General features: G+C 69.2%; 19 protein-coding genes. 14 read left to right on the top strand and 5 right to left on the bottom strand.

The genetic code is table 11. The annotated features are described in order from the left end of the window. Nucleotides 1–2 precede the first annotated feature (2 nt). From AC07O4_RS09930 to AC07O4_RS09900, 7 genes are all read left to right on the top strand, one after another. Nucleotides 3–1,556 carry a benzoate-CoA ligase family protein gene (locus AC07O4_RS09930; protein WP_495304410.1) on the top strand — a complete coding sequence of 518 codons (1,554 nt, stop codon included), beginning with the start codon at nt 3–5 and terminating at the stop codon, nt 1,554–1,556. Then, entirely contained in the window at nt 1,553–2,377 is an 825-nt protein-coding gene (locus AC07O4_RS09925; protein ID WP_495304409.1) for an alpha/beta fold hydrolase, read from the top strand. Before AC07O4_RS09930 ends, AC07O4_RS09925 begins: the two co-directional genes overlap by 4 nt. Then, entirely contained in the window at nt 2,374–3,549 is a 1,176-nt protein-coding gene (locus AC07O4_RS09920; protein ID WP_139703460.1) for an ABC transporter substrate-binding protein, read from the top strand. The genes AC07O4_RS09925 and AC07O4_RS09920 overlap by 4 nt, the downstream gene beginning before the upstream one ends. A gap of 107 nt (nt 3,550–3,656) precedes the next feature. Then, nucleotides 3,657–4,529 carry a branched-chain amino acid ABC transporter permease gene (locus AC07O4_RS09915; protein WP_062470301.1) on the top strand — a complete coding sequence of 291 codons (873 nt, stop codon included), beginning with the start codon at nt 3,657–3,659 and terminating at the stop codon, nt 4,527–4,529. Further along, nucleotides 4,526–5,509 carry a branched-chain amino acid ABC transporter permease gene (locus AC07O4_RS09910; protein ID WP_495304408.1) on the top strand — a complete coding sequence of 328 codons (984 nt, stop codon included), beginning with the start codon at nt 4,526–4,528 and terminating at the stop codon, nt 5,507–5,509. Before AC07O4_RS09915 ends, AC07O4_RS09910 begins: the two co-directional genes overlap by 4 nt. Then, nucleotides 5,506–6,258 carry an ABC transporter ATP-binding protein gene (locus tag AC07O4_RS09905; RefSeq protein ID WP_095743073.1) on the top strand — a complete coding sequence of 251 codons (753 nt, stop codon included), beginning with the start codon at nt 5,506–5,508 and terminating at the stop codon, nt 6,256–6,258. Before AC07O4_RS09910 ends, AC07O4_RS09905 begins: the two co-directional genes overlap by 4 nt. Further along, nucleotides 6,258–6,959: an ABC transporter ATP-binding protein gene (locus AC07O4_RS09900; RefSeq protein ID WP_369630800.1), complete on the top strand. Its 702-nt coding sequence runs from the start codon at nt 6,258–6,260 to the stop codon at nt 6,957–6,959. The genes AC07O4_RS09905 and AC07O4_RS09900 overlap by 1 nt, the downstream gene beginning before the upstream one ends. A 16-nt stretch (nt 6,960–6,975) precedes the next feature. On the opposite strand, the gene AC07O4_RS09895 is transcribed toward AC07O4_RS09900, so the two are convergent. Continuing rightward, nucleotides 6,976–7,887 (bottom strand): LysR family transcriptional regulator, encoded by a 912-nt coding sequence (locus AC07O4_RS09895; RefSeq protein WP_495304407.1) that lies wholly within the window; start codon nt 7,885–7,887, stop codon nt 6,976–6,978. A gap of 107 nt (nt 7,888–7,994) precedes the next feature. On the opposite strand from AC07O4_RS09895, the gene AC07O4_RS09890 reads away from it, so the two are divergent. The 3 genes from AC07O4_RS09890 (at nt 7,995) to AC07O4_RS09880 (ending at nt 11,105) form a co-directional block, all read left to right on the top strand. After that, nucleotides 7,995–8,735 carry an SDR family NAD(P)-dependent oxidoreductase gene (locus tag AC07O4_RS09890; protein WP_495304406.1) on the top strand — a complete coding sequence of 247 codons (741 nt, stop codon included), beginning with the start codon at nt 7,995–7,997 and terminating at the stop codon, nt 8,733–8,735. A gap of 31 nt (nt 8,736–8,766) precedes the next feature. Then, a complete protein-coding gene (locus tag AC07O4_RS09885) occupies nt 8,767–8,991 on the top strand; it encodes a tautomerase family protein (protein WP_070061404.1) in 225 nt (74 codons plus the stop codon). Between the two features lie 161 nt (nt 8,992–9,152). Further along, the gene (locus AC07O4_RS09880; protein WP_495304405.1) at nt 9,153–11,105 is read left to right on the top strand and encodes a sigma-54-dependent Fis family transcriptional regulator; all 1,953 of its coding nucleotides are present in this window, start codon (nt 9,153–9,155) and stop codon (nt 11,103–11,105) included. Here AC07O4_RS09880 and AC07O4_RS09875 read toward each other — a convergent pair. Next, the gene (locus tag AC07O4_RS09875) at nt 11,102–12,316 is read right to left on the bottom strand and encodes a glycosyltransferase (RefSeq protein WP_495304404.1); all 1,215 of its coding nucleotides are present in this window, start codon (nt 12,314–12,316) and stop codon (nt 11,102–11,104) included. The two genes, AC07O4_RS09880 and AC07O4_RS09875, sit on opposite strands and share 4 nt — an antisense overlap. Further along, complete coding sequence (locus AC07O4_RS09870) at nt 12,313–12,960, bottom strand: TetR/AcrR family transcriptional regulator (RefSeq protein ID WP_495304403.1); 648 nt, start codon at nt 12,958–12,960, stop codon at nt 12,313–12,315. Before AC07O4_RS09870 ends, AC07O4_RS09875 begins: the two co-directional genes overlap by 4 nt. 226 nt (nt 12,961–13,186) lie before the next feature. Between AC07O4_RS09870 and AC07O4_RS09865 the strand changes: the two genes are divergently transcribed. Next, entirely contained in the window at nt 13,187–14,989 is a 1,803-nt protein-coding gene (locus AC07O4_RS09865; protein ID WP_495304402.1) for an NAD(P)-binding domain-containing protein, read from the top strand. Between the two features lie 40 nt (nt 14,990–15,029). Here AC07O4_RS09865 and AC07O4_RS09860 read toward each other — a convergent pair whose 3' ends face one another. Continuing rightward, entirely contained in the window at nt 15,030–15,740 is a 711-nt protein-coding gene (locus AC07O4_RS09860) for a Crp/Fnr family transcriptional regulator (RefSeq protein ID WP_070061409.1), read from the bottom strand. Nucleotides 15,741–15,754: 14 nt separating this feature from the next. Further along, complete coding sequence (locus tag AC07O4_RS09855; RefSeq protein WP_487850390.1) at nt 15,755–16,135, bottom strand: DUF1090 domain-containing protein; 381 nt, start codon at nt 16,133–16,135, stop codon at nt 15,755–15,757. 169 nt (nt 16,136–16,304) lie between these two features. Between AC07O4_RS09855 and AC07O4_RS09850 the strand changes: the two genes are divergently transcribed. The 3 genes from AC07O4_RS09850 to AC07O4_RS09840 are packed head-to-tail and all read left to right on the top strand — an operon-like array spanning nt 16,305 to nt 19,411. Next, the gene (locus AC07O4_RS09850; protein ID WP_495304401.1) at nt 16,305–17,225 is read left to right on the top strand and encodes a beta-keto acid cleavage family enzyme; all 921 of its coding nucleotides are present in this window, start codon (nt 16,305–16,307) and stop codon (nt 17,223–17,225) included. A 33-nt stretch (nt 17,226–17,258) separates the two neighbouring features. Further along, complete coding sequence (locus AC07O4_RS09845) at nt 17,259–18,467, top strand: ABC transporter substrate-binding protein (RefSeq protein ID WP_369645772.1); 1,209 nt, start codon at nt 17,259–17,261, stop codon at nt 18,465–18,467. Then, complete coding sequence (locus tag AC07O4_RS09840; RefSeq protein ID WP_495304400.1) at nt 18,464–19,411, top strand: 3-hydroxyacyl-CoA dehydrogenase NAD-binding domain-containing protein; 948 nt, start codon at nt 18,464–18,466, stop codon at nt 19,409–19,411. Before AC07O4_RS09845 ends, AC07O4_RS09840 begins: the two co-directional genes overlap by 4 nt.

Genomic DNA, 19,411 nt, shown 5'->3' with positions numbered 1-19,411 from the left:
CGATGAACAGCAGCCTGCCCGCACGATTCAACTTTGCCGAACACCTGTTCGCCCTCAACCGCGGCCGCGCCGCACGCGCCGCCTACATCGACGACCGCGGCACGCTGGGCTACGGCCAGCTCGAAGACCGCGCGCGCCGCCTGGCCGCCGCGCTGAAGGCCGCGGGCATCCGCCGCGAAGAGCGCGTGCTGCTGCTCATGCTCGACGGCAACGACTGGCCCGTGAGCTTCCTGGGGTGCCTGTACGCGGGCATCGTGCCCGTGGCCGTGAACACGCTGCTCACGCCCGACGAATACGCCTACATGCTCGACCACAGCCGCGCGCAGGCGGTGCTGGTGTCGGGCGCGCTGCTGCCGACCCTGCAAGATGCGATGGCGCGCGGCGGCCATGAAGTGCAGACGCTGTTCGTGTCGCAACCGACCGGTGCATTGCCCGAGGGCGCGCAAGAATTCGAGGCCGCGCTCGCCGCCGCCGAGCCCCTGCCCGCCCCCGCGCTCACCGCGTCGGACGACCCGGGCTTCTGGCTCTATTCCTCCGGCTCCACCGGCAAGCCCAAGGGCACGGTGCACACGCACGCCAACCTGTGGTGGACCGCCGAGCTCTACGGCAAGCCCGTGCTCGGCCTCACCGAAGGCGACGTGTGCTTCTCGGCCGCCAAGATGTACTTCGCGTACGGCCTGGGCAATGCGCTGACCTTCCCGCTGTCGGTGGGCGCCACCGTGGTGCTGATGGCCGAGCGGCCCACGCCCGATGCCACCTTCCGCCGCTGGACCGAGCACAAGCCCACCGTGTTCTTCGGCGCGCCCACCGGCTTCGCCGGCATGCTCGCCTCGCCGAAGCTGCCCGCGCGCGAGGCCGTGGCGCTGCGCATGTGCTCGTCGGCCGGCGAGGCGCTGCCCGGCGAGATCGCGCAGCGCTTCAAGGCGCACTTCGGCTGCGAGATCATCGACGGCATCGGCTCGACCGAGATGCTGCACATCTTCATCTCCAACCGCCCCGGCGACGTGCGCTACGGCACCACGGGCAAGCCGGTGGACGGCTATGAGGTCGAACTGCGGGGCGAGGACGGCCGCCCCGTGCCCGACGGCGAGGTGGGCGACCTGTACATCCGCGGCCCGAGCTCGGCGCTCATGTACTGGTGCAACCGCGAGAAGTCGCGCGACACCTTCCAGGGCGGCTGGACCAAGAGCGGCGACAAGTACACGCGCGACGCCGACGGCTACTTCACCTACGCCGGGCGCAGCGACGACATGCTCAAGGTCAGCGGCATCTACGTCTCGCCCTTCGAGGTCGAGGCCACGCTGATGCAGCACCCCGCCGTGCTCGAGGCCGCCGTCATCGGCAAGGACGACGCCGACGGGCTCACGAAGACCAAGGCCTTCGTCGTGCTGAAGGACGGCGCCGCCGCCACCGAGGACGAGCTCAAGGCCTTCGTGAAGGAGCGCCTGGCGCCCTACAAGTACCCGCGCTTTCTGGAGTTCGTGAGCGAGCTGCCGAAGACGGCCACCGGCAAGATCCAGCGCTTCCGGCTGCGCGAACGCGAGAAGCAGGCATGAGCACGCCGACGGTTGCCACCGACTTCGCCACCATCGACTGGCGCGGGCGCACCGTGCGCATCGAGTGCCGCTGGATCGCCCCCGAACGCGGCGCCGACACCCCGCTCATCGTGTTCCTGCACGAGGGCCTGGGCTCGGTCGCGATGTGGAAGGACTTCCCCGCCCAGGTCTGCGAAGCCGCTGGCGCGCGCGGGCTCGTGTTCTCGCGCCCCGGCTACGGCCGCTCCACGCCGCGCGCCGAGGACGAGATCTGGGACGTCGACTTCATGCACCGCCAGGCGCACGAGGTGCTGCCCGCGCTGTTCGACGCGCTGAAGCTCGGCGACGAAAAACCCTGGCTCTTCGGCCACAGCGACGGCGGCTCGATCTCGCTGCTGTACGCCTCGCGCTTTTCCGACAGGGTCGCGGGCCTCGTGGTGCTCGCGCCGCACATCTTCGTGGAAGACAAGACCGTCGCGAACATCGAGATCGCGCGCACCGCCTACCGCACGACCGACCTGCCCGCCAAGCTCGGCCGCTACCACGACAGCGCCGACTCGGCCTTCTGGGGCTGGAACCGCATCTGGCTGCACCCGCCTTTTCGCGACTGGAACATCGAGGCCGAGCTGGCCACGATCCGCTGCCCCGTGCTCGCGGTGCAGGGCATCGACGACGCGTACGGCACGCTCGCGCAGATCCGCGACATCGCACCGCGCGTCGGTGGGATTTGCGAGCTGCTCGAAATCCCTGAATGCGGGCATTCCCCGCATCGCGATCAGCCGGATCGTGTCATCGTCGCGACCGCTTCTTTCATCACCAACAACAGGAGACAGACACCATGACGAACCTTCGCACCGCGCGCCTGGCGCTCACGGCCATCGCCCTCGCCGCCCTGGCCTCCGCGGCCGGCGCACAGGGCACGGCAAAGCTCAAGGTCGGCCTCATGCTGCCCTACAGCGGTACCTACACCGCCCTGGGCGTGGCCATTGAAAACGGCTTCAAGCTCTACGTGGAACAGCAAGGCGGCAAGCTCGCCGGCCGCGAGATCGAATACTTCAAGGTCGACGACGAGTCCGACCCCGCCAAGGCCACCGACAACGTCAACAAGCTCATCAAGCGCGACAACGTCGACGTGATCGTGGGCACCGTGCACTCGGGCGTGGCGATGGCCATGGCCAAGGCCGCCAAGGAAAGCGGCACCGTGCTGATCGTGCCCAACGCCGGCGCCGACGCGGTGACGGGCCCGATGTGCGCGCCCAACATCTTCCGCAGCTCGTTCAGCAACTGGCAGCCGGCGTTCGCCATGGGCGAGGTGGCGGCCAAGCAGCAGGGCAAGAAGAAGGTCATGACCATCACCTGGAAGTACGCAGCCGGCGAAGAGTCGGTCAACGGCTTCAAGGAAGGCTTCGAGAAGAACGGCGGCAAGGTCGACAAGCAGCTCACCCTGCCCTTCCCCAACGTGGAGTTCCAGGCCCTGCTGACCGAGATCGCGGCGGCCAAGCCCGATGCGGTGTACGCCTTCTTCGCGGGCGGCGGCGCGGTGAAATTCGTCAAGGACTACCAGGCCGCCGGCCTGAACAAGACCATCCCGCTGTACGGCCCCGGCTTCCTGACCGACGGCACGCTCGACGCGCAGGGCGAATCGGCGCAAGGCATGCTCACCACGCTGCACTACGCCGACGGCCTGAACACCCCGCGCGACAACGCCTTCCGCGTGGCCTATGCCAAGTCCTTCAAGCTGCAGCCCGACGTGTACGCGGTGCAGGGCTACGACGCCGCGCAGATGCTGGGCGTGGGCCTGAATGCCACCAAGGGCGACATCTCGAAGAAGGCCGAGTTCACGGGCGCGATCGAGAAAGCGAAGATCGACAGCCCGCGCGGCACCTTCACGGTGAGCAAGTCGCACAACCCGGTGCAGGACATCTACCTGCGCAAGGTCGAGGGCAAGGAAAACAAGCTGGTGAGCACCGCGATCAAGGGTCTCTCGGACCCGGCTCGCGGCTGCCGGATGTAAGCAGCGGGCCCCAAGCCCCAGCGTTCGTCTCGTTCCCTCGCGGCCCCTGACCGAGTCATGGGGCTGCGAGCCGCCTTGCGGCAACCACAACCAACTGGGATCTCACGGTGGATTTCGGAACCTTTCTCGTGCAGTGCCTGAACTCCGTTCAGTACGGCCTGCTGCTCTTTCTCGTGGCCTCGGGGCTGACGCTGATCTTCGGGATCATGGGCGTCATCAACCTCGCGCACGGGAGCTTCTACATGATCGGCGCCTACATGGCGTTCTCGCTGGCGCCGCTGTTCGGCGACCAGTTCCTGCTGATGCTGGTGGCCGGCGTGGTGCTGGCCGCGATCTTCGGCTACGTCCTGGAGTGGGCCTTCTTCAGCTACCTCTACCAGCGCGACCACCTGCAGCAGGTGCTCATGACCTACGGGCTCATCCTGGTGTTCGAGGAGCTGCGCTCCATCTTCGTGGGCAACGACGTGCACGGCGTGAAGGTGCCCGCGTGGCTGGACGGCAGCTTCGCGCTGGGCAACGTCATGAGCTACCCGTGGTATCGCCTGTTTGCCTCGGCCGCCTGCATCGTGCTGGCCGTGGGCCTGTACTACGTGGTGAACCGCACGCGCCTGGGCATGATGATCCGCGCCGGCGCCAGCAACCGCGACATGGTGCGCGGCCTGGGCATCGACGTGAAGCGGCTGTACCGCATCGTGTTCGCGGCCGGCGTGGCGCTGGCGGCGCTGGCCGGCATGATCGCCGCGCCGATGTCCTCGGTGTACCCGAACATGGGCGCGAGCGTGCTCATCATCTGCTTCGTGCTGGTGGTGATCGGCGGCATCGGCTCGATCACCGGGGCGCTCGTGGCCTCGCTGCTGGTGGGTTTTGTCGACACCTTCGGCAAGGTGTTCTTCGCCGACCTGGCGGGCATCGGCATCTACCTCTTGATGGCCATCGTGCTGATCTGGAAGCCCGAAGGCTTGATGGGGAGGCGGCCATGAGCCCCGTGGTTGCATCCGCACCTTCGTCGCCGCGGCGTGGTGCCTTCATCGTGCCCGTGCTGTGCGCCATCGCCCTCGCCGTGGCCGGTCCGCTGCTGGGCAACTACGCGTCGGACTTCATCGTCAAGGTGATGATCCTGTCGATCTTCGCGCTCAGCCTGGAGCTGCTCGTGGGCATGACCGGGCTCGTGAGCCTGGGCCATGCGGCCTTCTACGGCATCGGGGCGTACGTCACCGTGCTGGCCTCGGGCAGCGAGGGCGGCAACTTCGCGGTGCTGCTGGTGCTGTCGATGGGCGCGGCGGCGCTGTATGCGCTGTTCGTCGGTGCGCTGAGCCTGCGCACGCGCGGCGTGTACTTCATCATGGTCACGCTGGCCTTTGCGCAGATGGCCTTCTTCGTGTTCCACGACACCAAGGTCGGCGGCGGCAGCGACGGCATCTACCTGTACGTGCGCCCGGCCTTCGGCGCGCTCGACATGGAGAACCGCACGGTGCTGTTCTACGTGGTGCTGGCGGCGCTGGTGTTCACCTACGGCCTGCTGGCGCTCATCCGCCGTTCGCGCTTCGGCGCGGCGCTCGCGGGCATCCGCGTGAACGAGCAGCGCATGCGCGCAGCGGGCTTCGCGGTGTACGGCTACAAGCTCGCGGCCTTCGTGCTCGCGGGCGCGCTGGCCGGGCTCGCGGGCTTTCTGCTGGCCTCGCGCGACGGCGTGGTCAACCCCGAGCTGATGGCCTGGCACAACTCGGGCGAGGTGCTGCTGATGGTGATCCTGGGCGGCCTCGGCCACCTGCGCGGCGCGGTGATCGGCGCCGTGGCCTTCACGCTGCTCAAGGAAATCTTCTCCACCCACGCCGTGATGGGCCCGCTGGCCGACCACTGGCAGCTCACGCTGGGCATCGCCATCATCGTGTTCGTGGCGCTGCTGCCCAAGGGGCTGATCGGCCTGGTGCAGCGCCTGTCGCCGAAGGGAGGCGCATGACCACCGCACTGCTGTCCGTCGACAAGCTCACGCGCCGCTTCGGCGGCCTCACCGCCGTCAACGCCGTCACGCTCGACCTGCACATCGGCGAGGTGCATGCGGTGATCGGCACCAACGGTGCCGGCAAGTCGACGCTCATCAACATGCTCTCGGGCGAGATCGAGGCCTCCGAAGGCCGCATCGCGCTCGACGGCGTGGACATCACCGCGCGCGCGCAGTCGCGCCGCGCCCGCGACGGCGTGGGCCGCAGCTACCAGCGCACCACCATCTTCCCGGAGTTCACCGTGCACGAGAACTGCCGCCTCGCCGCGCAGGCCGCCACGGCCAAACCGTGGGCGATCTGGCAGTCGTCGCAGCGCTGCGCCACCAGCAACGCCTCGGCCGACGCCGCGCTCGAAGCGGCCGGCCTCACGGCCGAAGCCCGGCGCGTCGCCGGCACGCTGAGCCACGGCGCGCAACGCCAGCTCGAAGTGGCGATGTGCCTGGCCACCCACCCGCGCGTGCTGCTGCTGGACGAACCACTCGCCGGCATGGGCGCCGAAGAGACCGACCGCATGCTCACGCTGCTCGCGCGGCTGAAGGCCACGCACGCCATCCTGCTGGTCGAGCACGACATGGACGCCGTGTTCCGCATCGCCGACCGCATCACGGTGATGGTGAACGGCACCGTCATCGCCACGGGCAACCCACAAGAAATTCGCGAGAACCCCGAGGTCCGCACCGCGTACCTCGGCGAGGAGCAACACTGATGCTGATCGTTCGCGACCTCAACACCTACTACGGCAACAGCCACATCCTGCGCGGCGTGCACGCCGGCATTCCGGCGGCGACCTCGGTTGGCCTGCTCGGGCGCAACGGCATGGGCAAGACCACGCTCATCCGCACCATCATGGGCTACGTGCGCCCGGCCTCCGGCGAGGTGCAGGTCGACGGCCGCACCGTCACCGGCCTGCCACCCGAGAAGATGGCGCGTCTGGGCATCGGCTATGTGCCCGAGGGGCGCGGCATCTTCCCGAACCTGTCGGTGCGCGAGAACCTCGTGATGAGCGAACGCGCCGGCATCGACGGCCAGCGCGCCTGGACCTTCGACCGCGTGATGGCCACCTTCCCGCGCCTGTCGGAACGGCTCACGCACGGCGGCCAGCAGCTGTCGGGCGGCGAGCAGCAGATGCTCTCCATCGGCCGCGCGCTCATGACCAACCCGCGCCTGCTGATCCTCGACGAAGCCACCGAAGGCCTCGCGCCGCTGATCGTGGCCGAGATCTGGCGCGTGATCAGCGAGATCCGCGCGACGGGCATCGCCACGCTGATCGTCGACCGCGACTACCGCAAGGTGCTCGCGCACACCGACCTGGCGGTGGTGATGGAGAAGGGGCAGATCGTGCGGCACGGGGCGTCGGCGGATCTGCTGGCCGAGCCGACGGTGCTGGAGGAATTGCTGGGCGTGTGAGCATGCGTGGCGGGCGTCACCCGGTCCGCTGCGCCATCAGGAAATCGATGAACACCCGCATGCGCAGTGGCACGTGGCGCCCGTCCGGGTACAGCAGCGTGTAGGGCCGCGAACGGCCCGCGAAGGGCTTCAGCACCTCGACGAGCGAGCCGTCCGCCAGTTCCTTCTCCACGACGAAGCGGTAGGTCTGGAACAACCCGGCGCCGCTTTTCGCGAGCGTGACGCCGCCGAGCACGTCGTCGGAGCAGCTGTAGGCGCTGTCCGCGAAGACTTGGCGGTCCTTGCCGTTCTCCTTGAAGAGCCACGAAATGCGGCGGCCACTGCTGGGCAGCTCGAACTGGATGCACTCGTGCGCGGCGAGATCGTCCAGCGTGCGCGGCGTGCCGGCCCTCTTCAGGTATTTGCGCGTGGCGACCACGACCAGGTCCGCATCCTCGAGGTGCCGCGCGATCAGCGTGGAGTCGGGCTGGGCCCGCACGCGCACGGCCATGTCGTAGCCCTCTTCCACGAAATCGATGTTGCGGTTGCTCAGGTGCACGTGCAGCCGGATGTCGGGAAAGCGTTCGCGAAACGCCGGCAGCATCGGCAGGATGCGGTGGTGGCCGTAGGTGGTCGGCACGCTGATGCGCAGCGTGCCCGAAGGCAGCGCCTGCTGGCCCATCACCTCGCGCTCGGCCTCGGCGAGCTGCGCCAGCGCCTGTCGGCACTGCGCAAAGTAGACACGGCCCGCGTCGGTGAGCCGCACGCTGCGCGTGGTGCGCACGAAAAGCCGCAACCCCAGCCGCTTCTCGAGCCGGGAGATCGATCGGCTCACGGCCGCCGGCGTCACACCGGCAGCAAGTGCCGCAGAGGTGAAGCCGCCGCTCTCCGCAGCGAGGCAGAACAACTCGATGCTGCCCAGAAGGATGTCGCCGAACTGCCGCTGCATGGATTGATTACCTTGTGTATCAAGTGAAGTTCGAGTCTAGTGATTTATCTGTTTCGCTGTCATCAATACAGTTCTCCCCACGTCATCAACTTCCCTGGAGAACCGACATGCAGGACAACTCTTCCCCCACCGTGGTCATCACCGGCGCCTCGAGCGGCATCGGCCTGGGCCTTGCGCAGGCGTACCTCGCGCGCGGCTTCAACGTAGTCGCAAATGCGCGCACCGAAGAGCGGCTCGCAGCCGCCGCGAAGCAGCTCGGCAACCCGGCGCGTCTTCTCGGCGTCGCGGGCGACATCGGCCGCCGCGACACGGCGCAGCAGCTCGTCGACCGCGCCGTGGCGCACTTCGGCCAGGTCGACGTGCTCGTCAACAACGCGGGCATCTTCAACGCGAAGCCTTTCGTCGACTACACCGAAGACGACCTCGAGCACATGGTGGCCACCAACCTCAAGGGCTTCGTCTACGCCTCGCAGGCCGCGGCGAAGCACATGGTCGCGCGCCGCCAGGGACACATCGTGAACATCACCGCGAGCATCGCGCTGCAGCCGAACCAGCAGGTGCCGGCCGTGTTGCCGGTGCTGATCAAGGGCGGCATCAATGCCGCGACGCGCGCGCTGGCGCTCGAACTCGCACCGCACAACGTCAAGGTGAATGCGGTGGCACCCGGCATCGTGGACACGCCGCTGTACACGCCCGAGCAGCACGGCTTCCTCAACGGCCTGGCGCCCGCCGGCCGCATCGCGACCGTGCAGGAGATCGCCGATGCGGTGCTCTACCTCACGAGCGCCGATTTCACGACCGGCGTCGTGCTGCCCGTGGATGGCGGCATGAGCACCGGCAAGTGGTAATCACCTCAGTCATTCACCCAAGGAGCACACCATGCCTTTCATCAACCTGAAGATCACCCGCGACGGCGTCACGCGCGAACAGAAGACCCAGGTCATTGCCGAGTTCACGGAGACGCTCGAACGGGTGCTGAAGAAGCCGCCGGAATGGACGCACATCGTGATCGAGGAGATCGACACCGACGACTGGGGCTTCGCGGGCCTGACGACCACCGAGTACCGCAAGCGGCTGGCCGAGCGTGCAAAGCCGCCGCAGTGAAGGAATGGCGCCGGATCGGGCCGCATTGCCCTCGGTGTGAGGGGGAGTAACACGTCCGTTCCACCGGGTTTCACCTCTGTCCTGCGACAGCGCGACAGCCGAATCATGTCCGGCTGCGCAGCCTCCACCAGTGCCGCGCCCACCCACGCACGAGGCTGCGCATGACGTCCCTGCAATCGCGCCACATCGACAACGTCTATTCGATCGCCACCGGCACGGCGTTGCGGGCCGATCCGGCGGCGAGCCTGGTGCACAAGTCGTGGGCGCGCTGCGTGCGCGACCACGGGCTCGATCCGTCGCGGCCGACGCCCGCGCGCATCCTGCCGGCGCAGGAGGTGCGCGTGCACCAGCAGCAGCTCGAGCACTTCCTGCGCGCCGCGCGTGCGGGCATGGAAGACATCTACCGCCGCGTGGCCGAGCTGGGCTACATGGTGCTGCTGACCGACGCCGAGGGCATCACGGTCGACTACATCGGCAACCCGGCCTGGGACGACCAGCTGCGCCGCGCCGGCCTGTACCTGGGCGCCGACTGGAACGAAGCCCACGCCGGCACCTGCGGCGTGGGCACCTGCCTCATCGAGCGCCAGCCGATGACCTGCCACCAGACCGAGCACTTCGACGCCACGCACATCGCGCTCACCTGCACGACGGCGCCGCTGTTCGACCACAGCGGCAAGCTCACGGCGATCCTCGACGTGTCGGCCCTGCGCTCGCCCGAGGCGCGCGAGAGCCAGCACCTGGTGCGGCACCTGGTGTCGATCTACGCGCGGATGATCGAGGACGCCGACTTCCTGCGGCACTTTCGCGGCCACTGGATCCTGCGGCTAGGCAGTGCCTTCGGGCTGGTCGACGTGGCGGGCGAGGTGATGCTGGCCTTCGACGAGGGCGGCACGGTGGTGGGCGCCAACGGGGGCGCGCGCGAGGTCTTCCTGGGGCGCCAGCCATCACTGTTGGGCGGCGCGGTGTCGGAGTTGCTGCACCTGCCGATGGACGCGATCTGGTGCCTGGGCAACGGCGGCGCGTCGGCCCTGCCCTTTGCGCACACGGTGCTGCTGCCCGGCGGCGGCGAGTACCACGCCTCGCTGATCGCGCCGCGCCTGCGGCGCTCGCCGGCCACCGCGCCCTCATCGCCGGCGCCCCAGCCTTCGGACCGCCTGCCACCGCTCGAACGCATCGCGGGCGACGACGACCCCACGATGCAGCAGCTGATCGCGCAGGCGCGCCGGCTGGTGGACCGCGGCATCCATGTGCTGGTCGAGGGCGAGACCGGCAGCGGCAAGGAGGTGCTGGCGCGCGCGCTGCATGGCGCGAGCCGGCGCGCGGCGCTGCCTTTCGTGGCGGTGAACTGCGCGGCCATTCCCGATTCGCTGATCGAGAGCGAGCTCTTCGGCTACACGCCCGGCAGCTTCACGGGCGGCCGCGCCAAGGGCATGAAGGGGCTGATCGCGCAGGCCGACCGCGGCACGCTGTTTCTCGACGAGATCGGCGACATGCCGATGGCGCTGCAGACGCGGCTGCTGCGCGTGCTGTCCGAAGGCGAGGTGCTGCCGCTGGGCGCCGAGTCGCCGCAGCGCGTGGACCTTGCGGTGGTGGCGGCCACGCACCGCGACCTGTCGGCGCTGGTCGCGGCCGGGCGCTTTCGCGAGGACCTGTACTACCGGCTGTGCGGCGCGGTGCTGAAGCTGCCGCCGCTGCGCGCGCGGCGCGACCGGCGCTACCTGATCGAGGCGATGTTCCATGAGGAGGCGGCGGCGATGGGCTCGGCGGCGCGGCTGTCGGAGGCGGCGATGCTGCGGCTGATGGCGCACGACTGGCCGGGCAACCTGCGCGAGTTGCGCAATGTGCTGCGGTTGGCGCTGGCGCTCTGCACGGGCGCGAGCATCACGCCCGAGGAGCTGCGCCTGGCGCCGCATCGTCCGTCGCTCGACCACCGCGACGCCATGCCTTCCACGGTCGACGCTGAAGACAGCGCCGCCGACGCCACGCGCCTGCTCGACGCGTTGCAGCGCCACCGCTGGCATGTGGCGCGGGCCGCGCAGGCGCTCGGCATCAGCCGCGCCACCGCGTACCGCCACATGAAGCGCTTCGGCATCGTGGCGCCGCAGCGCGGCTAACGCCTCAGGATTCGCTCGATCGCGCGCACGGCCGTGCCCAGGCCGTCTTCCGCGCGCATGCGTTCGCCCAGCGCCTGGGCCCGTGCGCGCACCTGCGGGTCGTGCGCGAAGGCGATGCCGCGCGCCAGGTCGTCCGCACCGAACCGGCCCCCCGCCACCGCGGGCGGTGCCACGCCCGCCTGCGCGAGGTGGTGCGCCCAGAACGCCTGGTCGCCCGCGAAGGGCACGACCACCGAGGGCACGCCCGCGCGCGCGGCCGAGTGGCTGGTGCCCGAGCCGCCGTGGTGCACCACCAGCGCCATCTGCGGAAACAGCCAGTCGTGCGGGGTGTCGCCGATGGCGTGGAAGTTCGGCGGCAGCTGCCCCACTTCGAGGCCGCTCCATCCGGGATGCAGCACCGCGCGCCGGCCGGCCATGCCGTCGACGAGGGCCGCGAGCAGCCGTGCCTTGTCGAAGCCCGTCATGCTGCCGAAGCCGATGTAGACGGGCGCCTCGCCGGCCGCGAGGAAGTCGCGCAGCGCCGCCGGCGGCTGCCAGTCGGGCACGGGCGCGAGCCACTGGCCGCACACGACGGCGTTGGCGGGCCAGTCGGCGGGGCGCGGCAGCAAGCTTGGCGAATAGCCGTAGAGCACCGGGTGCGTGGTCCACAGGCGGCGGCGCGGCGGCAGGCCGCAGACCTCGGCGCGCGCGGCATTCACGGCCGGCCGGAAGGCGCGCCAGAGCAACCCGTTGACGAGGTGGTGGCTCGCGCGGTTCAAAAAGCGCGGCACGCGCGCGGGCGGCAGGAAGGGCGAGGCGAACGCGGCCGTCGGCGTGAGCGGGAACATGCCCGCGCCGATGGCCGGCACGCCCAGCGCCTCGGCCGCCGACAGGCCCACGAAGGCCGCGAGCCCCGCGCAGACGATGGCGTCGCAGCCCTGCGCGGTCTCGACGGTCTGGCGCAGCCAGGGCGTGGCGTTGGCATTGGCGATGTCCGCCAGCGCCTTCGCGGCGGCGGCCGGCTTGTCGCCCTGCGCGATGACGCCGCCGAGCGCCTGCCGGATGTCGCCGGCCAGCGCCTGCGAGCGCACGCCGAGCCGTTCGGCCGCGCCGAGCGTGGTCGCGTCCGCCAGCAGCACCGACGCATGGCCCGCGTCGTCCAGCGCGCGGCACAGCGCAGCGAGCGGGCGGGCGTCGCCCTCGGTGCCGTAAGTGAGCACGGCGAGTTTCATGGGGTGCGCCTCCTTGCAGCGGGTGGCTTCGGGGCCGTGCGCGCGCCGCCGACGAAGAGGTCGACGACCACCGCGAACTCGTCGCGCAGCACGAGGCCGGGCAGCGTGAGCCAACGCATCAGCGCGCCGAAGTACAGGTGGTGCAGCAGGCTCGCGAGGTGCGCAGCCGAGACGTCGGTGCGCAGCGTGCCGGCCTGCTGGGCGGCGGCGATGAGCGCCTCGAACAGCCCCGAGAGGTCGCGCGGCGTGCCGCGGTCGCCGCCGCCGAGTTCGCTCTCGATGTTGAGAAAACGAAAGCGGAAGTAGTCGAGCAGGTAGGCGCGGTAGCGCTGGGACCAGTCGGCCGAGGCGTCGAGCAGGCCGGTGAGCTGCGCCGTGAAGCCGGCCTTCGGGTCGATGGCCTCGTGCAGGCGCTGCGCATCGACCACGAGTTCGAGGTGCACCCAGTGCGCCAGGATCGCTTCCTTGGTCGGGAAGTGGTTGTAGAGCGTGCCCTTGGCCACGTCGGACTGCTGGGCGATCTGCTCCATCGTCGTCGCGTCGTAGCCCTGGGCTTCGAACAGGCGCATGGCGGTGGCGGCGACGTGGTCGAGCGTCTGGGTGCGGCGGCGCTCGCGGCGGCCTGGGGGGTCTGGTTCGGTCACGGTTCGTAGCCCTTAAATTTGAACGTCGTCCAATTTTATACGTCGTTCAGATTCTCATGCATCGTCTCAGTCTCGGTGAGACAGCGACAGCCGCCTGCGACAAAACCCCCGCCAACCCCTTGATTCTTCGTCGCCCTCCGCACGGCACGAAAGCTGCGCCACGAACCCCGCGTGCGCCTTGCCGCGCCGCGATTCGATTCGTTCAACGACACAACGGAGACATGCAATGACAGACCCGACCACCGGCCCCACCCGGGCCGCCGCCCAATGGCTGGCCGACTTCGCCGCCGCGCTCGCACGCGGCGACATCGATGCGGCCGTCTCGCTGTTCGAGGCCGACAGCTACTGGCGCGACCTCGTCGCCTTCACCTGGAACATCCGCACGCAGGAAGGCGCGGGCGCCATCCGCGCGATGCTGCAGGCGCGCCTGGCCGACACGCAGCCCACGGCCTTCGCGCTCGAAGGCGAGGCGACCGAGGCCGACGGCGTGGTCGATGCGTGGTTCGGCTTCGAGACGCGCGTGGCGCGCGGGCGCGGCCACCTGCGCTTGCGCAATGGCAAGGCCTGGACGCTGCTCACCACGATGACCGAGCTGAAGGGCTTCGAGGAAAAGACCGGCGACAACCGCATCAAGGGCGCCGAGCACGGCGTGCACAAGGGCCGCAAGAACTGGCTTGAGAAGCGCCGCGACGAAGAGGCCGCGCTGGGCTACACCGAGCAGCCCGAGGTGGTGATCATCGGCGGCGGCCAGGGCGGCATCGCGCTGGGGGCGCGGCTGCGGCGGCTGGGCGTGCCGACGATCATCGTGGAGCGCAACGCCAAGGCCGGCGACTCCTGGCGCAAGCGCTACAAGTCGCTGTGCCTGCACGACCCGGTCTGGTACGACCACCTGCCCTACATGCCCTTCCCCGACGACTGGCCGGTGTTCGCGCCCAAGGACAAGATCGGCGACTGGCTCGAGATGTACACCAAGATCATGGAGCTCAACTACTGGAGTTCCACGAACGCGACCAAGGCGCGCTTCGACGAGGCCACGCAGCGCTGGGAGGTGCAGGTGGAGCGCGAAGGCAAGCCCGTGACGCTGCGCCCGAAGCAGCTGGTGTTCGCGCTCGGCGTGTCGGGCTACCCGAACGTGCCGAAGGTGGCGGGCGCCGAGAACTTCCTGGGCGACCAGCACCACTCCAGCCAGCACCCCGGGCCCGAGGCCTACGCCGGCAAGAAGTGCGTGGTGCTGGGCTCGAACAACTCGGCGCACGACATCTGCGCGGCGCTGTGGGAACACGGCGCCGACGTGACGATGGTGCAGCGCTCGTCCACGCACATCGCGCCGTCGCAGTCGCTCATGGAGCTGGCGCTGGGCGGGCTGTATTCCGAGCAGGCGGTGAAGAGCGGCATCGACCACCACAAGGGCGACCTGATCTTCGCCTCGGTGCCCTACAAGATCATGCACACCTTCCACATCCCGGTGTACGAGGAGATGAAGAAGCGCGACGCCGACCTGTATGCGCGCCTGGAAAAGGCCGGCTTCCTGCTCGACTTCGGCGTGGACGGCTCGGGCCTGTTCATGAAGTACCTGCGGCGCGGCTCGGGCTACTACATCGACGTGGGCGCCTCGGAGCTGGTGGCCAACGGCAGCATCCACCTCAAGAGCGGCGTGAACATCGAGCGCGTGAATGAACGCTCGGTCACGCTCACCGACGGCACCGAGCTGCCGGCCGACCTGCTGGTGTACGCCACGGGCTACGGCTCGATGAACGGCTGGCTGGCCGACCTGATCTCGCCCGAGATCGCCGACAAGGTCGGCAAGTGCTGGGGCCTGGGCTCCGACACGCCGAAGGACCCGGGTCCGTGGGAAGGCGAGCTGCGCAACATGTGGAAGCCGACGCAGGTGCCCCAGCTGTGGTTCCACGGCGGCAACCTGCACCAGTCGCGCCACTACTCGCAGTTCCTGGCGCTGCAGCTGAAGGCGCGCATGGAAGGGATCGACACGCCGGTGTACGAGCTGGCGGCGTCGCACCACAAGCGCTGAGCGGCTCCGGCTTCCTCTCCCCTCGGGGAGAGGGAGTCGTTCACTCCTGGATGAAGCGGCGCAAGCCTTCGAGGTCGGTCACGGTGATGCCGCCGTACTCGATGTGCAGGAACCCGGCCTCCTTCAGCCGGTTCAGCGCCGCGTTGCAGCGCTGGCGCGACACGCCCGACAGGTTGGCGATTTCTTCCTGCGAGGTCTGCAGGTGCGGCTCGCTGCCCGGGTGCAGCCAGGGGTGGAACAGGCCGGCCAGCGCGCGCGCCACCTGGCTGTCGGCGTCGAGCAGGCGGTGCGCCGCGTAGCTGCCCATGAACCAGTGCAGCCGCTCGTTGATCTGCTGCAGCAGGAAGTGATCGAAGCCGCGCTGCGTGCGGTGCAGCCACTCGAAGGTCTCCAGCGGCAGCTGCGCCACGCGGCTGGGCCGCAGCGCGATGATGTCGGCCGAGCGCGGCACGGCGCGCAGCAGCGTGCCCTCGCCGAACCAGCTGCCCACCGACAGCCCGCCCAGCGTGACCGAGCGGCCGTCGCTGGAGGTGATCGACCACTTGAGCAGCCCTTCGAGCGTGCCGTACCAGTGCAGCGGCGTGTCGCCGCGCCGGCACAGCGCGGCGCCGGCGGCCACCTCGACCTCGCGCATCTCGTCGAGCACGCGCTCGCCCGCGCCCACGTCGAGCAGCGGAAACCAGGCCGAGCCCTGCAGCAGCTGGGGAATGGTCAGGGAGGCCGCGGGGATCGCCGGCTTGGTCGGGGGCATGCTGTCTTTTTTGTTTACTGCGCGCCCTTGAGCTGCTGCAGCTCGGCCTGCGCCTCGTGCAGCTTCTTCTCGCGGTCGGCGATCTTGCTGGCACGTCCCTTCTCCTGCGCCGCGCGCAGGTCGCGCTCGCGCTCGGCCACCTTGCGCTCCTGGGCGCGGATGCGCTTCTGGTGCTCGGCCGCGAGCTTGGCGTCGGTGCAATTGCGGTTCACTTCGGCCAGCGCCGTCTCGAGCCCGCGCACGCGCTGCTTCTGGCCCTTGGACTTTGCCATCTCGATGTCGCGGCCGATGGCCTCGCGCTTGGCGTCGCAGGTGGCGGGGCCGGCGGGTTGCGCGGCGGCGCCGAGGGTGGTGAACGCGGCCGCGGCGGCCAGCACGAGGGGCAGAAATTTCATGGAGAGGTTCCTTGTGTGCGCAACGGCGCAGGGGCGACTTTAGCGGCTGGCGCCGCGTAAACCCTGCCCCGGAATGTCGTCGCGATGACTGAGTACGAACGCATCACAAAAAATAATGGCGCGCCCCCCTGACTGACTGACCGAACGACCGACCCCAGGAGCCCCGAGCATGTCGAAGCGCAAAGTGATCGTGACCATCGCCCCCACCGGCGGCATGGCGCACAAGTCGCAGACCCCCCACCTCCCCACCCAGCCCGCCGAGATCGCCGCCGACGTGCTGCGCTGCTGGAACGCCGGCGCCAGCGTGGTGGCCATCCACGCGCGCCGTCCCGACGACGGCGCCACCTGCAACGCCGAGGTGTACCGCGACATCAACAGCCGCATCCGCGCGGCCGGCTGCGACATCGTGCTGAACAACTCCACCGGCGGCGGCGTGCACGGCGACATGGTGAAGCCGCTGGCCGGTGATCGCTGGGAGATCGCGTGGGAAGAGCGCATCAAGGGCATGGACGCCGGCGCCGAGATGTGCACGCTGGACGCCACCACGCTCAACCTGAGCTTCGAGGGCAAGCAGATCCTGATGGACACGCCCATCACGCGCGGGCGCGAACTCGCCGCCGGCATGAAGGCGCGCGGCATCAAGCCCGAGTGGGAGGTGTTCAGCCCCACGCACATCCTGCAGGACACGACCACGCTGATCGAGGAAGGCCATGACGACGAGCCCTACTTCATCAACCTCGTGATGAACGTGCACCGCAACTTCCAGAACGCGATGCCGTACTCGCCGCGCAACCTGCAGATGATGGTCGACACGCTGCCCAAGGGCTCCATCTTCGGCGTGAGCGGCATCGGCATGTCGCAGCTCGAAGCCAACGTGGCGGCGCTGCTGCTGGGCGGCCATGCGCGCGTGGGGCTGGAAGACAACCTCTACTTCCGTCACGGCGAACTCGCCACCAACGTGCAGCTCACCGAGCGCATCGTGCGCGTGATCCGTGAACTCGACATGGAAGTGGCCACGCCGGCCGAGGCGCGCCAGATCATGGGCCTGCCGCGCGTGGGCGGCCCGCGGCCCGAGTTCGCGCTGGGCTGAAGACGCACGAGAACAACGAACGGAGACACGCACATGAATATTCCCCGCACCGCCCTGGCCCTCGCACTCGCCGCCGCATTCGCATCGGGCGCATCGGCCCAGGTGTCCGACGACACCATCCGCATCGGCTTCATCAGCGACATGTCGGGCCTGTACCGCGACTACGACGGCCCGGCCGGCGCCGAGGCGATCCGCATGGCCATCGCCGACATGGGCGGCGCCATCGACGGCAAGAAGATCGAGCTGGTCACGGCCGACCACCAGAACAAGCCCGACATCGCCGCGGCCAAGGCACGCGAATGGTTCGACGTGAACAAGGTCGACATGCTGATCGGCGGCGTGAACTCGGGCGCGGCCATTGCCATGGCCGGCGTGGCGGCCGACAAGAAGAAGCCGTACTTCGTGGTGGGCTCGGGCGCGTCGAGCCTCACCAACGAGTACTGCTCGCCCTACACCGTGCACTACGCCTACGACACCGTGGCCATGGCGCGCGGCACCGCGAGCGCGGTGGTCAAGGCCGGCGGCAAGAGCTGGTACTTCGTGGCGGCCGACTACGCCTTCGGCGCGGCGCTGCAAGGCGACGCCACCAAGACCGTGCAGGCCAGCGGCGGCACGGTGGCGGGTTCGGTGAAGCACCCGCTGGGCGCGAGCGACTTCTCGTCGTTCATGCTGCAGGCGCAAAGCTCGAAGGCGCAGGTGCTGGCGCTCGCAAATGCGGGCGGCGACACTGTGAACGCCATCAAGTCGGCGGCGGAGTTCGGCATCAGCAAGAACATGAAACTCGCCGGCATGATCATCACCATCAACGACGTGCACGCGCTGGGCCTGAAGGCTTCGCAGGGCATGTACCTCACCGACAGCTGGTACTGGAACCAGAGCCCCGAGTCGCGCGCCTGGGCGCGGCGCTTCTTCGACAAGCACAAGCGCATGCCCTCCTCCTTCCACGCCGGCGACTACTCGGCCGCGCTGCAGTACTTGCAGGCCGTGAAGGCCGCGGGCAGCGACGACGCCGACAAGGTGATGGCGCAGCTGCGCAAGACCAAGTTCAACGACATGTTCGTCAAGGGCGGCTGGCTGCGCGACGACGGCCTCATGGTGCACGACATGCACCTCATGCAGGTGAAGACGCCGGCCGAATCGAAGGAGCCGTGGGACTACTACAAGGTGATCGAGAACATCCCCGGCGAAGCCGCGTGGACCACCAAGACGGAGAGCCGCTGCGCGCGGTGGAAATCGGCATGAACCTCACCACCGACGTGAAGCGCGTCGCCGTCGTCGGCACCGGCGTGATCGGCGCGAGCTGGGCCGCGCACTTCCTCGCGCACGGTCTCGACGTGAACGCGACCGACCCCTCGCCCGGCGCCGAAGACCGGCTGCGCGCCGCCGTGGCGCAGCACTGGCCGACGCTGGAACGCTTCGGCCTCGCCGAGGGCGCCTCGGTCGACCGCCTGCGCTTTCACGACAGCCTGGAAGACGCCGTGGCCGTGGCCGACTTCGTGCAGGAGAACGGCCCCGAGCGCATGGATTTCAAGATCGACCTGTTCCGCCGCATGGACGCCGCCGCGCCGCCGGAGACGGTCCTCGCGTCGAGCTCGTCGGGCCTGGCGATCAGCGGCGTGCAGTCGGGTTGCGCGCACCCGCAGCGCGTGGTGCTGGGGCATCCGTTCAACCCGCCGCACCTGATTCCGCTGGTCGAGGTGATCGGCGGCGAGCAGACGTCGGCCGACACCATCGCCCGCACGATGGCCTTCTATGCCGCCATCGGCAAGCGGCCGATCCACGTGAAGCGCGAGGTGAAAGGCCACATCGCGAACCGGCTGCAGGCCGCGCTATGGCGCGAGGCGTTTCACCTCGTCAACGAAGGCGTGGCGAGCGTGGCCGACATCGACACCGCCATCGCGCACGGCCCCGGCCTGCGCTGGGCCGTGATGGGGCCGTTCATGAATCTGCACCTCTCAGGCGGTGCGGGCGGCATCGAGCACCTGCTCGCGCACCTGGGCGGGCCCATCGAAGACTGGTGGAAGGACCTGGGCGCGCCGTCGATGACGGACGCGTTGAAGCAGCAGGTGGTGCAAGGCGTGGACGACGCCCTGGGCACGCGCCACACCGCCGACCTCGAAGCCGCGCGCGACACCCTGCTGTTGAACCTGATTCGCGCCAAGGCCGAGACGGGTACGCTGGATTGA

Source organism: Variovorax sp. GW821-FHT09D04, from assembly GCF_059416405.1.
The sequence above is the reverse complement of the archived record's forward strand: the minus strand, read 5'-3'. Positions and strand labels throughout refer to the sequence as shown.

Coding starts and splice junctions, on each gene's coding strand:
- AC07O4_RS09850 (WP_495304401.1), top strand. CDS start 16,305: ATGTCGAAGCGCAAAGTGATCGTGACCATCGCCCCCACCGGCGGCATG.
- AC07O4_RS09920 (WP_139703460.1), top strand. CDS start 2,374: ATGACGAACCTTCGCACCGCGCGCCTGGCGCTCACGGCCATCGCCCTC.
- AC07O4_RS09875 (WP_495304404.1), bottom strand. CDS start 12,316: ATGAAACTCGCCGTGCTCACTTACGGCACCGAGGGCGACGCCCGCCCG.
- AC07O4_RS09855 (WP_487850390.1), bottom strand. CDS start 16,135: ATGAAATTTCTGCCCCTCGTGCTGGCCGCCGCGGCCGCGTTCACCACC.
- AC07O4_RS09890 (WP_495304406.1), top strand. CDS start 7,995: ATGCAGGACAACTCTTCCCCCACCGTGGTCATCACCGGCGCCTCGAGC.
- AC07O4_RS09905 (WP_095743073.1), top strand. CDS start 5,506: ATGACCACCGCACTGCTGTCCGTCGACAAGCTCACGCGCCGCTTCGGC.
- AC07O4_RS09900 (WP_369630800.1), top strand. CDS start 6,258: ATGCTGATCGTTCGCGACCTCAACACCTACTACGGCAACAGCCACATC.
- AC07O4_RS09925 (WP_495304409.1), top strand. CDS start 1,553: ATGAGCACGCCGACGGTTGCCACCGACTTCGCCACCATCGACTGGCGC.
- AC07O4_RS09840 (WP_495304400.1), top strand. CDS start 18,464: ATGAACCTCACCACCGACGTGAAGCGCGTCGCCGTCGTCGGCACCGGC.
- AC07O4_RS09895 (WP_495304407.1), bottom strand. CDS start 7,887: ATGCAGCGGCAGTTCGGCGACATCCTTCTGGGCAGCATCGAGTTGTTC.
- AC07O4_RS09880 (WP_495304405.1), top strand. CDS start 9,153: ATGACGTCCCTGCAATCGCGCCACATCGACAACGTCTATTCGATCGCC.
- AC07O4_RS09930 (WP_495304410.1), top strand. CDS start 3: ATGAACAGCAGCCTGCCCGCACGATTCAACTTTGCCGAACACCTGTTC.
- AC07O4_RS09910 (WP_495304408.1), top strand. CDS start 4,526: ATGAGCCCCGTGGTTGCATCCGCACCTTCGTCGCCGCGGCGTGGTGCC.
- AC07O4_RS09885 (WP_070061404.1), top strand. CDS start 8,767: ATGCCTTTCATCAACCTGAAGATCACCCGCGACGGCGTCACGCGCGAA.
- AC07O4_RS09865 (WP_495304402.1), top strand. CDS start 13,187: ATGACAGACCCGACCACCGGCCCCACCCGGGCCGCCGCCCAATGGCTG.
- AC07O4_RS09845 (WP_369645772.1), top strand. CDS start 17,259: ATGAATATTCCCCGCACCGCCCTGGCCCTCGCACTCGCCGCCGCATTC.
- AC07O4_RS09860 (WP_070061409.1), bottom strand. CDS start 15,740: ATGCCCCCGACCAAGCCGGCGATCCCCGCGGCCTCCCTGACCATTCCC.